Consider the following 14,886-nt stretch of genomic DNA (forward strand, 5'->3'; position numbering starts at 1 on the left):
GCGTAATGTTCGCGTTCAGCCGATCCGCACTGTCCGCGCCCAGTCCGGCGGCATGCGGAAGCCACCGTCGTCCTCGACGTCACGGCGGAAAAGGCCCACCACGGTCCGGCACGGCGGCGACGACTCCGGCCACGGTGTCCAGCCGTCGGTCAGCGCCACGATCACGTCCGGCCGCACCCGCAGCGCCTGCCGGAACCCGGCCCGAAGATCGGTGCCACCACCGCCGACCAGTGCGATCCCCTCCGCCCGGCAGAGCGGGTGGGCCACCCGGGCCGCCGCGTCACACGAGACCACGCTGACCCGGGACCGGCCGCCGACCGCCCGGCCGATCGCGGCCACCTCCAGCAGCGCCGTGCCCAGCTCCGCGTCGCTGACCGATCCTGACGTGTCGATCACGACACAGACCCGGGGCGGATTGCGGCGCAGGGCCGGCAGGATCACTCGCGGTAGCGCCGCGGCCCTCCGGGCCGGTCTGCCGTACGTGTAGTCGCCGCCCGTCCCGGCCGAACCCGCCGCCGCCCGCACCGCCGCCCCCAGCACGTCCCGCCACGGCTGCGGCGGGTGGAACGCCTCCTCGGCCCAGCGCTGCCAGCCCTGCGGCACGCTCCCCGGATGACCGTTGATCGCCTGCGCCACCCGGAACCGGACCGCGTCCCGCTCCTGCTCGGTCAGCCCGTGCGCGCCGTCCGCCCCGAGATCCCACTCGCGGGCGGCGCCGTCCGCGCCGCTGCCGCAGTCCAGCCACGCGAACCCGTCGGTCCACGGGCCCAGCCGGAACAGCGCCAGATAGTCCTCCATCAGCTAATCCGGGTTCATCCGCAGCCGGGCCGGGGTCACCGCGCCGCGCGGGACCGGCAGGTCGTCGCCGAACGCGTCGTCGTTGATCTCGCAGTCCGCGGCGATGTTCATCCGCAGGCGCTCGCCCGGGCCGCTCAGGTCGTGCCGCTTCGCGTACCGGTCGCCGCGCCCGTGGTGGTCGCGCAGCAGGTGCGCGACCTCGTGCACCCAGACCGAGGCCAGCTCGTCGACCGGCAGTTGCGCGACGAACGCCGGGGAGACGTAGCAGCGCCAGTGCCGGTCGACGGCCATCGTCGGGGTTCCCGGGGACTCGACCACGTGCAGGGCGAACAGGGCGGCGGCCAGGTAGGGGCGGGCCCGGGTGGCGTGCAGGCGGGCCGCGTACAGCTTCTCGGTGTCGAGTTCCTGGATTTTCCTCATGCCGCTTGCCGCACAACATTTACCGCGCCGGCCAGTCGTTCGATCCCGGCCGGCAATGGCCAGTCGTCGCGTCGCAGGTCGGCCAGGTTCCCGGCGGGCACCACGACCAGGTCCGGCGCGCCGCCGTCCAACGCCTTGACCAGCAGGGTCCAGGCCGCTTCCCATCGCTTGCGGTCCGCGTTCCGCCGGACCGCTTCGACAATTGCCTCCAGTACGGCCTGACGAAGGTCCCCGCGCTCCGGCAGCACCGCGGCGCCCGGATCGGCGAGCAGCGCCTCCGGATCGGGCAGATCCACCCGGTCCAGCACGGCCAGCAGCTCCAGCCCCGGGCCGTCCCCGACCACGCCCCGGACCAGCATCGACAGCACCTCGCGCGAGGTCCCGGCCGCGTTACCGAAAGCGATCAGCCGGACCGCCATCTCCCAGGTGCGCGGGGACGGCCACGGCCCGCCCCGCTTGGTCTCCGACTGCGGCAGCTGATGCACCAGCTTCGGGCGCCCGGTGAGCAGCTCGGTGACCCCGCGCCGGGCGTACGCCACCGCCTCCGCCAGCTTTTCGCGGTCCAGCGTGGGCAGCGCGGCCCGCGGCCACGTCCCGCCGAGCCCCCGCAGCACCACCTCGTGGTCGTAGGTCCACTGCAAGTGGACGAACCGGTTCGCCAGCGGCGCGCTCAACTCCCAGCCGTCCGCGGCCGAACCGCGCGGATTCGCGGCCGCGACGATCCGCACCCCCGGCGGCAGGGTGAGCGCGCCGACCCGGCGCTCCAGCACCAGCCGCAGCAGCGCGGCCTGGACGGCCGGCGGCGCGGTCGACAACTCGTCGAGGAAGAGCAGGCCACGGCCGCTGTTCGCGAGCCGCACCGCCCAGTCCGGCGGGGCCATCGGCACGCCGTGCACGGCCGGGTCCGCGCCGATCACCGGCAGGCCGGAGAAGTCGGTCGGCTCGTGGACACTCGCGATGACGGTCGTCAGCGGCAGGTCGAGGGTGGCGGCCAGCTGGTTGAGGGCGGCGGTCTTGCCGATCCCCGGTTCGCCCCAGAGCAGGACGGGCAGGTCGGCGGCGACGGCCAGGGTGAGCGCTTCCAGCTGGGTGTCCGGGCGGGGCTCGGTGGTCGTGTCGGCGAGCAGTCCGAGCAGGTCAGCAGCAATATCAAGAGTCATGTATGCACCTTTGGTGGCAGGTAGGCCGAGCATGGGGCAGGTCGGTTCGGCGGCTCTCGTCCGCGTCATCTCGTGAACCGTCGGCGGCGTCGGGGCACGGGCTTGAGCCGGGGCGGGCCGAAGCCAGCCAGTCCGGCGCGGTACAGCCCGTAGGTGAGGTGCCGTTCCTCGACCCGGGCCAGTTCGTCCCGGAGCGGGCCGTCGCGGAGCGAGGCGTGCGGGCCGAGCAGCGCCTCCACGGCACGGATCGCACCGGGAAGATCGCCGTGATCGAGGCGGGCCCGGATGTCGGCAAGCGTCTCCGGGCTGCGCATGGCGTTGTCGATCACTCGGAGGCAGGGCAGCGGCGCCCCGCCGAACGCGACCAGGATCGCCTCCCGGCCCAGCTCGTCAGCGTCGTGATCCAGCGCGGAGAGCACGCCGTCGACGAGCCCGATCCGGTGCTGCCGTCCCCGGCACTCGACGACGCGCACCCCAGTCGCATCAACGTCTCGCCCGCCCGGGCCTCGCTCCGGCACGCCCAGCCAAGACACTCCCCGCGAAATCGAGATCTGCTCCGGCACGGCCGGCCCAGGCACTCCCCGCGAGCCCGAGATCCGCTCCGGCACGGCCGGCCCCGGGATGTCCCCCGCGGCCCCGGCTCTGGGCGGCACGAGAGCGTCGGCGACCAGGGGATGCAGTTGACCGGCTTCGATCAGCCCGGCCCGGAGCAACTCGAGGTCGGGCAGGACCCAGGTGGCCGCGTCGGGAAGCACCAGCGAACCCCGCGGCACCCCGCGGACATTCCCCCGTTCGCCGGTGCTCCCCGCGCGGCCGCCCGGCCACCCGCGGCCGTCTTCACGCCCGCGGAAACTCTCACCGCCGTCGCCCTCCCCGCCACGGAAACTCGTGCCCGGGACGCCCTCTACTACGCGGAAACTCCCGGTCAGGCCGCCTTCCCCGCCGCGGAAAGTTCCGTCCTGGGCTCCGGGCCGGCCGTCATGCCCGGCCGGCGACGACGGGCGCAGCTCGCGGTAGGCATGGGTATTCATCCGTACGAAAACGGGCTCGTCGTTTTTGTTCTCCGCCTGCCGCAAGATGTCCGCCTCGGCCGGCCACCGGTGTTCGGCCGCGGCCGAATCGCCCGCCCAGGTCGCTACACCCGCGCGTTCCCGCAGGTCAGCGACGCAACGGACGTCCCACAGATGGCGGTGCAGATCGAATCGGAACCGGCGATTCGGGCGCGGATGCGGATGCACCCCGTCCGAGCCGCCGCCCCACAGCGCGAGGCTGATCCGCTGATCAGCATCGGCCCAGGCCGGAGCGGTACGCGCGACGAGATGCAGCCGCGGCCCGTAGCGGGCCAGCGACACCGTGACGCCCGGCCGCAACCGCCCGGACTCGACCCGGGGCAGATGCCAGCGCAGCAGCTCAGGAACAAAATGGCGCAGATCGTCGCGAACCGCAGCAGCCACCGCATGGCCGTGCAGGAAGGCGATGGCGCGCGGATCCAGATCCGGATCCACCCGGGCCGCGGCGCACGCGCCGGCCCAATCCCCGGCGAGCCGCCGGGCGGTAGCAGTTTCGATCATGGCGGGCGGCACGGCGAACTCGCGCACGCGCTGCCAGGCGGTGAGACGGGGGTCGCCGTCCACAGAGGAGCGCATCAGCACTCACTTCTTGTGGACATGGCCCCCTCTCCGTGGTTCAAGGTAAGCATCGCGGAGGAGCATAGCGGCTCCGCACGGACCCGGCATCCCCCATTTTTGGGCTACCGTCGCCGTTGTGCTTCCCGATGGGCCCTCCCCCTCCCACCGCCACACATCGTCGCCGGCCGACCGGCTGCCCAGCGCCGCGCCGCTGACCCCGCGCACCACAAAGGCAGCCGCCGCCCACAGCAGCCCCGGTGCCGAAGACACCCCCGCACGAATCCCCGACGTGGCCGGCCATCGGGTTCCGGCGAGCGACCGCCTGCGCATCCCGCTCGGTCTGTCCCCCGACGCTACGCCGATTCACCTGGACCTGAAGGAGGCTGTGGACAGCGGAATGGGCCCGCACGGCCTGATCGCCGGCACCGCCGCCCCCGCCGTTCTGCGGACAATCACATCCGGCCTGGCCGCGACCCATCTACCCGACGAGGCGTCCTTCGTCCTGCTCGACGCCACCCCCGGATCCCTCGTCACCCTGGGGCGATTCCCGCACACAGAAGTGCTCGTCGACGCGACCCGGATGGACCTCCTGCCCCGCCTGATCGAGGTCCTCGAGGGCGAACTGGCCCGCCGCAAACGCCTGCTGGTCGCCGCCGGCTGCGCCAGTCACAGCGAGTATCTCCGCGGCGCCGCCACCCGTCCGCCGATGCCGGCCCTGATCCTGATCTGTCACGAGTTCTCCGCGCTCTTCGACGCCCACCCCGAGCTGCTCGACCTGGTCCGCCGGATCGGCTGGCTGGGTCGCGCGCGCGGCATCCACCTGATCCTCGCGGCCGCCGACGTCCCCGAGCCCGGCGTGCACGGCCTGGCCGGCTACCTCTCGTACCGGATCGCGCTCCCCGGCGCGCCGGCCTTCGTCCTCGGCCCGCACCCCACCGGCACGCCGCCCGCCGGCCACGGCCTGCTCCGCGCGCATACCGAGGAACCGATCCCGTTCGCCCTCAACCCCACCGCGGAAACAAACGGCACCTCCCCCGGCACCACTGCGGAAAGATTCGCCACCAGCGCCGAAGCGACCGCGGAAAGAATCGGCACCAGCATCGGGGCGACCGCGGAAAGAAACCCCACCGGCGCGGAAGATCGCGACGCCGTCGAGCGCCTCAGCACGACACCACCACCCACGCACCGGATCTGGCTGCCGCCACTCGACGAGCCACCCACCCTCGACGACCTTGCCGGCCCCATCGTGACCGATCCCGATCACCTCCCCCGATTCGCCGACCAGACCTTGCACGACACCCTCCAGATCCCGATCGCCGTCCTCGACAAGCCCCGCGACCACCGCCGCGACACCATCTGGCTCCCGGTCGCCGGCAACGTCGCGGTGGTCGGTGGTCCAGGCAGCGGAAAAACCGACCTCCTACGTACGGCCACAGCCGCGCTCGCCCTCGCCCACACCGCCCCGGACCTGCGCGTCATCGCCCCCGCCTCGATCGCCCCCGACCACCAGCGCATCCCCCTGGTCCACGGCGTCCTGGACCCGTCCCGCCCGGCCGACGACGAGCGGCGCGACCTGCACGCCCTCCTCGACACCCCGACCGGCGACACGATCCTGATGATCGACGGCTGGGCGGAGTTCTGGACCACCCACCCGGACTGGCACGACCTGCTCCTGGAGATCGCCCGCCGCGGCTCGTCCCGGGGCGTGCACCTGATCGCGACCGCCACCCACTGGTCCGATTTCGATCCCCGGTTCACGGACCACTTCGGGTCCCGTCTGGAGCTGCGCCTCACCGATCCGGCCGAGTCCACGATCGATCCGGTCGCCGCCGCCACCGTCCCGGCGGACCGCCCCGGTCGCGGCATCGTCGCCGCCCCCACCGGCGCCCTGCACTTCCTGACCGCCCGCGCCCCGGACGACGCCCTGGTCCGGTCGCTGTCCACCGATCACTGCGCGGAGTGCGGCTTCACCTACGTCGCGGTCTCCCCGGCCGACCTGCCCGCCCGGTTCCGCGCCACCGGCAACCTGTACGCCGCGGCCCTGCTCGCCGCCACGGATCTGCGCCGACGTCCGTACCCCGAAGTCTGGTCGCCTCTGGAATACACCTGCCACCTCCGCGACATGCTCCGGGTCCAGCGCGAACGGCTCGCCCTGGCGCTCGCCACCGACAACCCGGCGTTCACCCCGATGGGCCGTGCCGAACGGCCGCTCCGGGACGGCTACAACGCGCAGGATCCCCACACCGTCCTGACCGAGTTGGATCAGGCCGGCGAGTCCCTGGCGGCAGCCTTCGAGGCGCTGACGCCCGGCGACCTGCGGCGCACCGGCACCTACAACTGGCCGGTCACCGCCGTCCGCGATCTACTGTGGATCGGCCGCCACACCGTCCACGAGATCGTCCACCACCTGCTCGACATCACCCGCCAGCGCTGACCCCGACCGGCGGCGCCGAGACGACGGCGCTGGGGCAGGGGCGCTGCGGCAAGAGATCAGCGACCGAAAAGGAGCACCATGCGGATCATCTTCGTCGCCGCGCCGCTGCAGGGCCATCTGATGCCCCTCGTCCCGCTCGCCGCGGCGTGCCGCGACGCCGGGCACGACGTGATCCTGGCCGGCGGCGGTTTCCCGCCCGACCTGCTCGGCCTGCGCACCGCGGACATCGGATCCGGTTTCAGCCTGCCACGGAGCGCGATCCGGGTGGCTCTGCGGCGTCCGGGCCTGGCGCGCGCCGAGATGCGGGGCACCGCCGGCCTCGGCATGGTCGGCGAGCTGTTCGGCCGCGCCAATCTGGCCCTGGTCGGTCCGCTGCTGGCGCTGGCCGAGCGGGAACGACCGGATCTGATCATCCACGAGCCACTGGCCGAGGCCGGCGCGATCGTCGCCGGGCGCCTGTCGGTGCCGTCGGTGCTGCAGGAGAACACGCTGTGGCCGGCGACCGAGATCTTCCGGGCGGTCGCCACCAGCTCGGCCCTGCGAAGGACGGCAGTTCAACCCCCGAACCTGACAATTACCGTACGGCCGCGGAGCCTGCGCGACGATGCCACCGTGGACGGGGTGATCATGCGGCCGGTCCCGTTCTCCGGTGGCGGATCCGTCCCGGACTGGCTGCTCAGCCCCGGTGACCGCCCCCGCGTCCTGGTCAGCCGCAGCACCCTGGACGGCCCGAACGACGGCGACCCCGGGCCGGCCGTCGTCGCCGCGGCCGCGCGGGTGGACGCCGAGTTCGTCCTGTTCCGCCCGGCCTCGACCGGCAACCTGCCGCCGAACGTACGGGTGGTCGACCGGGTCCCCCTCGACCGGGCCCTTCCGCACGCCGCCGCGTTCGTCCACCATTCCGGCGCGGGCAGTGTGCTGGGCGGCCTGGCCGCGGGCATTCCGCAGCTGACCACGCCGGGAGCCGGCGACCGCCGCCACAACGCGGCGCTGCTCGCCCGGCGGGGCGCCGGCCTGGCCGTCGAGGCCGCGGCCATCACCCCGGACGACCTGAACCGCCTGCTGACCGACGACGCGCTGCGCACCGCGGCCGGGGAGGTCGCGGCGGAGATCGCGGCCATGCCGGCGCCGGCGGCCGTGGTCCCGGTACTCGAAGGCCTCGTCTGATTTCCGCCAGACCCCGGGCCGGGCCCGGTCGCAGGATTGCGGCATGGATTTCCGAGTACATGCCATGCCCACCGAAGTGCTCGAGCGCGTGCGGAAGGAGAGCGCCGGCCCGCCGCGACCGGACGTGGTGCGGCTGACCGCCGAGGGCGGCGAGCAGATCCGCTGCTGCCTGCGGAACGCCCGCGCCGGCGAGGAACTGCTGCTCTTCAACTACGAGCCGCCGATCCCACCCAGTCCGTACCAGGAGGCCGGTGCCGTCTTCGCGCACGCCGAGCCGTGTGCCGGCGCCGAGGACGACGGCTATCCCGCGGACTGGCGGGGCGGTCCGCGGGTGCTGCGCGCCTATGACGAGCGCGGCTGGATCCACCCGAACAGCCGGGCCCACGACGGCACCGACCCGGAGGGCGCGCTCGCCGAGGTCTTCGCCGACCCGGCGGTCGTCCAGGTGCACGTCCGCAACATCGCCTACGGCTGCTTCATGTTCGTCGCCACCCGCAAATAAGGAGTCGCCACCCGAGCACAGGAAAGCACCCCGCAAAGTCACCACCCGCTCATGACGATCCGATACCGAACGCATGACTAGCCATCGTGCGACAAGATGACGCATGACTATAGTCTTGGTGTGCCACGAATTCTCATGGGAGCAGGCGAGATCGCCAAACGGCTCGGGCTCAGCCGTCAGCGCGTGCAGCAACTCGCCGAGCGCGACGACTGGCCCACGCCGTTCGACGAGCTGGCCATGGGCCGGGTCTGGTTGATCACCGACATCGAGGACTGGATCCGCCGCCAGCGGGCCGATCTGAATCCCGACCCACCACCCGACTGACCGACAGCGATCACCTCCAGGCCCGCCGAGCGGGCCGAACCCCCGGCGGCCGGCCCGGAACAACCGGGCCGCCCGCCCTGACCGGCAGCGGCCGGGCGCCGGTTGATTAACTGTCGCCATGGGGCTGTTCACGCGGGAAGAGGCACGGGCCGAGCTCGATCGGCTGCGACCCGTCCTGGAGGAGATCGTCGTCGTCCGGGCGGACATGATGGAGCTGTCCGCCGCGCTGGTCCCGGGCGGAGCGCCCACCCCGCTCGGCGGCCTGCCGGAGCGGAAGGCCGCGGAGGCCCGGCTCAACGAGCTGATGACGGTCGTCCAGGAGTCGGGCGCGGAGCTGAAGGGCGTCGCCCCGCTCCTGGTCGACTTCCCCGCGGATCTCGACGGCGTGCCGGTGCTGCTCTGCTGGCTGGAGGGCGAGTCCGAGCTCGGCTGGTATCACCGGGCCGACCTGGGCATCGCCGGCCGCCGCCGGCTGTAGGGCGACGCCGGCTGTAGGGCAATGGTTCAGGAGGCGACCGCGACGGCGGCGGCGCTGCGGATCGTGTCCCGCCCGGCCGCCTTCGCCTCGTAAAGCGCGGTGTCCGCCCGCTCCAGCAAACGCTCCGCCGACTCCGACCCGTTCCACACCGCGTACCCGATGCTGCACGTCTCCGCCCCGGGCGTCGAGGCCCGCAGCCGGTCCAGGATCTCGGCGGCCTCCGCGTCCACGCAGTCCGGCAGCGCGACCACGAACTCCTCACCACCCCACCGGGCGATCAGGTCGCCCTCGCGGAGCTGCCCGCGGAACGCGCTCGCCGTCGCGGTAAGCAGATCGTCGCCGGCCAGGTGCCCGTGGGTGTCGTTGTACCGCTTGAACCGGTCCAGGTCGGCAATCGCCACGGTCAGCGGCCGCCCCTCGACCCGCGAGCCGAGCAGCAGCTCCGCGAAGCGGGACTGCCAGGCGCGCCGGTTGGACAGCCCGGTCAGCGTGTCGGTGTAGGCCATCTGCTCCAGCCGGGACAGCAGCCGCTCGTGTTCCAGGGCGAGCGCGGTCTCGTCGGCGAGCAGCGCCACCGCGCGGGCGCGCAGGTCGCTGACCGAGCTGACCCGCTGCTTCCAGCCGACCGCGAGCAGCGCGACGACCTTGCCGCCGGCGATCACCGGCTGCCACATCATCGAGCGGGCGCCGACGAGTTTGAGCAGGGCCGCGGAGACGCGCGGGTCCTCGCTCGGGTCGGCGAGGAAGACCGGCTGGCCGTCCCGGTAGACGTTGGCGATCATCGAGGTGCCGTTCTTCGCGACCCGGGTGCCCATCACCTCGGCGCCGACCCAGCCGGTGACGACCAGGGCGTCGTCGCCGGATTCGAGCAGGCTGACCGAGTCGGCCTCGGCCAGTTCCCGGACGGCCTGGATGATCGTGTCGCGGGCGTCCTCGCCGGTGCGGATCCGCCGGGCGGCGACCGAGACCGCGGCGAGGAGCCGGTCCGACTCGCGGACGGCGCGTTCGGCGAGGTGCCGGTCGGTGACGTCGTGCAGGTGGACCAGCATCCAGTGCTGGGTGTCGGTGCGCCCGACGGTCAGCCACACCCAGCGCACCGAGCCGTCCGGCCGCACGTAGCGCATCTGCTGCCCGGCCGGGTCGAGCTCGGCGGTCAGGTCGACGTAGGCCTGGCTGCTGGTGCCGATCAGCTCCTCGGCCGGTCGGCCGACCAGCTCGGTGAAGGACGGGTTGACCGCGACGAACACGCCGTGCTCGTCGGTGATCCCGACGCCGGCCGGCGAGGCCTGGAACAGGCTCTGGAACCGGCCGAGCACCATGGTGACCTGGTCCCGGGCGTCTTTCAGGTCCCGTTGCCGGCGCCGCATCGCCTCGTGCAGGATCGCGCCGAGCAGTGCGGCCATGCCGAGCTGCACCGAGTAGTAGCCGAGCTCGCCGGTCCGCAGGCCGGGCTGGGCGAGCACCGCGCCGATCCAGCCGGCGATCCCGGCCAGGCCGGCGAGCATCGCGGTGCGCCGGGCCGGCACCGCGCCGCCCACGCCGACCAGGGTCAGCATCAGCGCGGTGGTGTAGTGCAGCTGCCCGGTGACCGCGACCTGCGCGACGCTGTCGAGAACCGGCAGGTAGGCCAGTCGTTCCCAGCCCCGGCCGCTGCGCGTGCCCCGCATCGCGGCGATCGCCAGCAGCAGCACGGTCGTGCCGGTGAGCAGGGTCAGGATGATCCGCGGCGACCCGTTCAGCATGATCACGTCCGCGACGAGGAACGTCAGGTAGTAGGCCGCGAGCGCGCCCCGGCGCCATCGCGCGGCCGGTGCGTCGTCCGGCCGCGGCGCCGGGGCGCCCGCCGACCACGAAGCGGAGGCGGCCGCCGCGTTCGCGGGGCCGAGGTTTCCGCTCGGGTCATCGTGCCGGTCAGCGTTCAAGGCTTCCTCCCTCGCCGCCCAGGCTTGTCGGTCGCCGGACGACCGAGTTGAGGGAACGCCCTGGTCACCGGGCCCCGTGACACTTCGCACACACGGGGCCCGGGAGCGGCCCGGGAGCGAAGCACACGGGGCCCGGGAGCGGATCGGAAGCCGCTCAGGGAGCCGTTCCGGTGCCGACCAGCGACGCGACGGCCGCAGCGGTCTCCGGAAAACCCATCAACAACGGCAAAGGCCCAGAAAACCCGCTTTCCGGTACGGCGGTGGCCGCCACCCACTCCCCCGGACAACCCAGCAGCCCGGCCACCGCATCGGCGCTCGCCGGATGCGCCGCCAGGAACGCCCCGACCGGCCCCGCCGCCGGCCCCCGAGCGACGGTCGCCGCCACCGGGGCGCGGCGGGCGAGCCACGGCGGCGTCCACCCGTCGATCCCGGCGAGCGTCCCCGGGAAGGTCCGCCCGGCCTCCCGGGTCAGCACCGGCACCAGCTCCGCCGCCTGCTGTTTCAGCGTGGTGATCAGCGTCGGCAGCCAGGGCAGCAGCACCGGGTCGGGCAGCCGCCCGAACGCCTTGGAGAGCGTCTCCACGACGAACGGGGCCAGCCGCGGGACCGGTTCGAGCGCCTGCACGAACCCGCTCACGTACTGCGGGAACGCCGGCACCACCAGCGGGTTGCCGAGCAGGTCGTCGACGAGCGCCCGCAGCTCGGCCAAAGACAGGTCGCCGAGCTGGTTGCGGGCCGCCCAGAGCAGGGCGAGCTTGGCCGGGGTCTCCGGGTGTGACTGCCGGACGGCCAGCTCGAGCTGGGTCCGGTCGCAGCCCAGGGACAGGGCCAGGCTCTCCATGCTGAACAGGAAGCCGAGCATCGCCCCGACCTGCCGGACGCCGGTCTCCTCCTCCACGAAGGCGGTCGGCAGCAGGGTGCAGTAGTGCGCGTAGCCCCCGGTCACGAACCGTTCGCACCAGGACGGCAGCACCGGCGTGGTGGCCCGGTAGTGCCCGAGCAGCCGCCGGATGCGCCGCAGCACGTCCGGCGCGCCGTCGACGGTGCGCTCGGCGGCGAGCAGCTCGACCGCGCGGGCGCCGAGCTCGTCGGTGAGGCGCGGGCTCTCCAGGAACAGCAGCGAGCTCTCCACCGCCTTGAGCGCGGTGGCCGCGGTCGCCTTCGGGTCCCAGGCGTCCCGGCGCAGCCGCTGCTCCAGGACCTGCTCGACGGTGACGCCCTCGTAGCCGAGCTCGATGACGGTCCGCTGATGGCGGCCGAGGTCGAGGTCCCAGCTCTCCTGGATGTGCTTCTCGCCGAGCTTGCGACTGCCCATGATCGGCCGGACCGCCTGGTCGGGCAGCAGGTAACGCAGCATCCAGAGCAGCTGGGAGCAGGGCGCCAGCTCCGGGTGGGCGGCCAGGTCGAGCAGCGCGCGCTGGATGCTGCGCTGCTCCAGGTTCAGCCCGAGCGGTTCGAGCCGGTCGTAGACGTCGCGGGCCAGGGGCGGCAGCGCGTCGTAGCCGACCTGGCCGATCCGGTCGCCGCCGAGCAGGATCTCGCAGAGCCGCCGCACGTCGCGCCGGCCGGGGACGCTGTCCTTCTCGATGCAGGTGACGGCGGCGTCCTGGAAGTCGTACGGCGTCGGCCGCGCCCGCCCCCGCATCCCGGCGAGCAGGATCGACGTCTCGAAGACCGCGATCGCGTCGGCGGTGCTCGCGAGGTATCCGTTGCGGCGGGCCAGCCGGACGATGTCGACGCACCAGCCGCGCAGCTCCTCCTCGTCGAGCCCGTCGAGCGCGGGCGGCCCGGCGAGGTATCCGGTGAGGTGGTCGGTGACCGGCTCACCGGTGGCCACCGGCAGCGGCAGCGCCTTCGTGGCCTTCTTCTTGCCGCCCTTCTGCCCGTCCAGCCGGAACGGGGTGAGCCGGCGTTTCGTCAGCTGCTTCTGCCAGGTGCTCGCGGCGATCGACACCGAGCCCGGCGCGAGGCCGAACTGGGCCTCGATCGCCGAGTGGCTGGACGGGATCAGTCCGTACAGCCAGGTGGTGCCGGTCCGCGGGGTGATCGTGAAGTCCGGGGTGCCCGGGGCGGAGCCGGCCTCGGGGACCCGGCTCGCGGCGTGGAAGGCGCCGCAGATGTAGAGGCAGTCGGCCGGGTCGGTGCCGGTCGCGGCGAGGTGCTCGCGGATCCGGGTCCACATGTAGCGTTCCCGGTCCTCGTCGCTCGCGTACCGCTTGGTGTCGTGCGGGGCGAGCCGCCGGAACAGGCTGCCGACCATGGTCATGACCTGCCGGTACGTCTCGTGGTCGGCCCCGGCCAGGGGCTGCTCGACATACTGGTCCCACCACTCGGACCAGTGCCGGACCCGCCCGTGGTGCAGCAGGTGCTCCTCCAGCTCGGCGAAGCGCGGCCGCAGGTCGCCGATCTCCACGCCGACCGCGTCGCCGTGCAGGTCCTCCTCCGGCTCGCCGGTCCCGTCGTGCGCCTCGAGGTCGGGCTGCCACTGGAAGACGTGGTCGGTGGACCGGTCGACCAGGACCAGCTCGACGCCGGGGGTGTCCAGCGCGTACGAGATCGCCTGGTACTCCGCGGACGCCTCGGTGATCGGCGCGATCACCGAGAGCGGCGCCGACTCCTTCGGGAACCCGTCCAGCTGGGAGGCGAACGCCTGCAGCGCCACCGGCAGCCGGCAGTTGCGCAGCTCGGTCAGCAGCGGCCCCAGGTCCTCGCAGAGCTCCAGGTAGACGACCTTGGGCTGCTTGTCGCGCAGCCGCCGCAGCATGGCGAGCGCGGAGGCCGGCGAGTGGTGGCAGACCGGGAAGATCTCCAGCGGCTCGGCCAGGGCGTGGCCGACGTCGTCGACGATCCCGGCGAGGATCTCGGGCAGCGCCGCCGGCCCGCCGCCGAGCTCCTCGGCGGCGCTGAGCAGCTGCTCACGTAGCGAGTCGAAGGTCATGACAGGGTCGCGATCGCCTGGCGCCCGCCCTCCAGGAACCCGGTCCACTCGCCGCTGTGCTCCTTGCTGCGCGGCTCGACCACGCCGTGCCAGTACTTGTTCAGGATGGCCAGGTCCTCCGGGCTGCGGCGGGCGAGCGAGCCGACCAGCGACCCGGCGAGCGCCTCCGCGGTCAGCTTGCTGGCGCCGAAGAAGTTGCTGTGCAGGATCGCGTCCTCCAGCACGCCGATCTGCTCGGCGGTGGACAGGGCCGACTCCAGGCGCTCGTCGTCGCTGGTCGCGGACGTGGCGGCGGCGCGCAGGTCGGCGAAGCTCTGCAGCAGCACGTCGAGCAGGGTCGGCGGGACCTCCAGCTCGATGTTGTGCCGGCGCAGCAGCTCCTCGGTGCGGAAGCGGACGATCTCGGCCTCGCTCTTCTTGTTCGTCACGACCGGGATCCGGACGAAGTTGAAGCGCCGTTTGAGCGCCGAGGAGAGGTCGTTGACGCCCCGGTCGCGGCTGTTGGCGGTGGCGATGATGCTGAAGCCGGGCTTGGCGAAGACGATGTTGTCGTCGTCCAGCTCGGGGATCGACACGTACTTCTCGGAGAGGATCGAGATCAGCGCGTCCTGGACGTCGCTGGTGGAGCGGGTGAGCTCCTCGAAACGGCCGATCACGCCGTTCTCCATCGCGGTCATGATCGGCGACGGGATCATCGAGGCGCGGGACTGGCCCTTGGCGATCACCATCGAGACGTTCCACGAGTACTTGATGTGGTCCTCGGTGGTGCCGGCGGTGCCCTGCACGACCAGCGTGGAGTTGCGGCTGATCGCGGCGGAGAGCAGCTCGGCGAGCCAGCTCTTGCCGGTGCCCGGGTCACCGATCAGCAGCAGGCCGCGGTCGGAGGCGAGGGTGACGATGGAGCGCTCGACGAAGCTGCGGTCGCCGTACCACTTCTGCTCGATGTCCCGGTCGAGGCCGTCGGCGCGCTCGGAGCCGAGGATGAACAGGCGCACCATCTTGGGGCTCAGTCGCCAGGAGAACGGCTTCGGGCCGTCGTCGACCGACTCCAGCCAGTCCAGCTCCTCCGCGTACTTGGCCTCGGCCGGGGCGCGCAGCATGTCACTCATCAGAAG

Annotated in this window: 10 protein-coding genes and 1 pseudogene; 5 read left to right on the top strand and 6 right to left on the bottom strand. The window is 72.8% G+C overall.

The genetic code is table 11. The features are described 5' to 3' along the window. Nucleotides 1-15: 15 nt before the first annotated feature. From L3i22_RS36060 to L3i22_RS53940, 3 genes and pseudogenes are all read right to left on the bottom strand, one after another. Nucleotides 16-1,218: pseudogene (locus L3i22_RS36060) on the bottom strand (VWA-like domain-containing protein). Beyond that, entirely contained in the window at nt 1,215-2,378 is a 1,164-nt protein-coding gene (locus tag L3i22_RS36065) for a MoxR family ATPase (RefSeq protein WP_221321952.1), read from the bottom strand. The pseudogene L3i22_RS36060 and the gene L3i22_RS36065 overlap by 4 nt, the downstream one beginning before the upstream one ends. A 65-nt stretch (nt 2,379-2,443) precedes the next feature. After that, nucleotides 2,444-4,024, bottom strand: a complete 1,581-nt coding sequence (locus L3i22_RS53940) for a hypothetical protein (RefSeq protein ID WP_255658740.1) — start codon at nt 4,022-4,024, stop codon at nt 2,444-2,446. 271 nt (nt 4,025-4,295) lie between these two features. Here L3i22_RS53940 and L3i22_RS36075 point away from each other — a divergent pair, with 271 nt between their 5' ends. From L3i22_RS36075 to L3i22_RS36095, 5 genes are all read left to right on the top strand, one after another. Then, complete coding sequence (locus L3i22_RS36075) at nt 4,296-6,440, top strand: FtsK/SpoIIIE domain-containing protein (protein WP_221321953.1); 2,145 nt, start codon at nt 4,296-4,298, stop codon at nt 6,438-6,440. A gap of 78 nt (nt 6,441-6,518) precedes the next feature. Continuing rightward, nucleotides 6,519-7,607, top strand: coding sequence for a glycosyltransferase (locus L3i22_RS36080; RefSeq protein WP_221321954.1), 1,089 nt, complete (start codon nt 6,519-6,521; stop codon nt 7,605-7,607). Nucleotides 7,608-7,650: 43 nt separating this feature from the next. Then, complete coding sequence (locus tag L3i22_RS36085; protein ID WP_221321955.1) at nt 7,651-8,109, top strand: DUF1203 domain-containing protein; 459 nt, start codon at nt 7,651-7,653, stop codon at nt 8,107-8,109. Nucleotides 8,110-8,229: 120 nt separating this feature from the next. Then, entirely contained in the window at nt 8,230-8,433 is a 204-nt protein-coding gene (locus L3i22_RS36090) for a helix-turn-helix transcriptional regulator (RefSeq protein WP_370644267.1), read from the top strand. A 118-nt stretch (nt 8,434-8,551) separates the two neighbouring features. Continuing rightward, nucleotides 8,552-8,911, top strand: a complete 360-nt coding sequence (locus L3i22_RS36095; protein ID WP_221321956.1) for a DUF2203 domain-containing protein — start codon at nt 8,552-8,554, stop codon at nt 8,909-8,911. A 26-nt stretch (nt 8,912-8,937) separates the two neighbouring features. On the opposite strand, the gene L3i22_RS36100 is transcribed toward L3i22_RS36095, so the two are convergent. The 3 genes from L3i22_RS36100 to L3i22_RS36110 all read right to left on the bottom strand — a co-directional run bounded on the left by L3i22_RS36100 (nt 8,938) and on the right by L3i22_RS36110 (nt 14,880). Then, entirely contained in the window at nt 8,938-10,833 is a 1,896-nt protein-coding gene (locus L3i22_RS36100; RefSeq protein ID WP_255657423.1) for a diguanylate cyclase domain-containing protein, read from the bottom strand. 154 nt (nt 10,834-10,987) lie between these two features. After that, nucleotides 10,988-13,771: a DUF5682 family protein gene (locus L3i22_RS36105; protein WP_221321957.1), complete on the bottom strand. Its 2,784-nt coding sequence runs from the start codon at nt 13,769-13,771 to the stop codon at nt 10,988-10,990. After that, nucleotides 13,768-14,880: an AAA family ATPase gene (locus tag L3i22_RS36110; protein WP_221321958.1), complete on the bottom strand. Its 1,113-nt coding sequence runs from the start codon at nt 14,878-14,880 to the stop codon at nt 13,768-13,770. The genes L3i22_RS36105 and L3i22_RS36110 overlap by 4 nt, the downstream gene beginning before the upstream one ends. Nucleotides 14,881-14,886: the final 6 nt, after the last annotated feature.

The organism is Actinoplanes sp. L3-i22 (assembly GCF_019704555.1).
In the GTDB taxonomy this organism is placed as follows: domain Bacteria; phylum Actinomycetota; class Actinomycetes; order Mycobacteriales; family Micromonosporaceae; genus Actinoplanes.

Excerpts from the sequence above, each read along its gene's own strand:
- L3i22_RS36105 (WP_221321957.1), bottom strand. The coding sequence starts at position 13,771 with ATGACCTTCGACTCGCTACGTGAGCAGCTGCTCAGCGCCGCCGAGGAG.
- L3i22_RS36095 (WP_221321956.1), top strand. The coding sequence starts at position 8,552 with ATGGGGCTGTTCACGCGGGAAGAGGCACGGGCCGAGCTCGATCGGCTG.
- L3i22_RS36085 (WP_221321955.1), top strand. The coding sequence starts at position 7,651 with ATGGATTTCCGAGTACATGCCATGCCCACCGAAGTGCTCGAGCGCGTG.
- L3i22_RS36110 (WP_221321958.1), bottom strand. The coding sequence starts at position 14,880 with ATGAGTGACATGCTGCGCGCCCCGGCCGAGGCCAAGTACGCGGAGGAG.
- L3i22_RS53940 (WP_255658740.1), bottom strand. The coding sequence starts at position 4,024 with ATGCGCTCCTCTGTGGACGGCGACCCCCGTCTCACCGCCTGGCAGCGC.
- L3i22_RS36080 (WP_221321954.1), top strand. The coding sequence starts at position 6,519 with ATGCGGATCATCTTCGTCGCCGCGCCGCTGCAGGGCCATCTGATGCCC.
- L3i22_RS36065 (WP_221321952.1), bottom strand. The coding sequence starts at position 2,378 with ATGACTCTTGATATTGCTGCTGACCTGCTCGGACTGCTCGCCGACACG.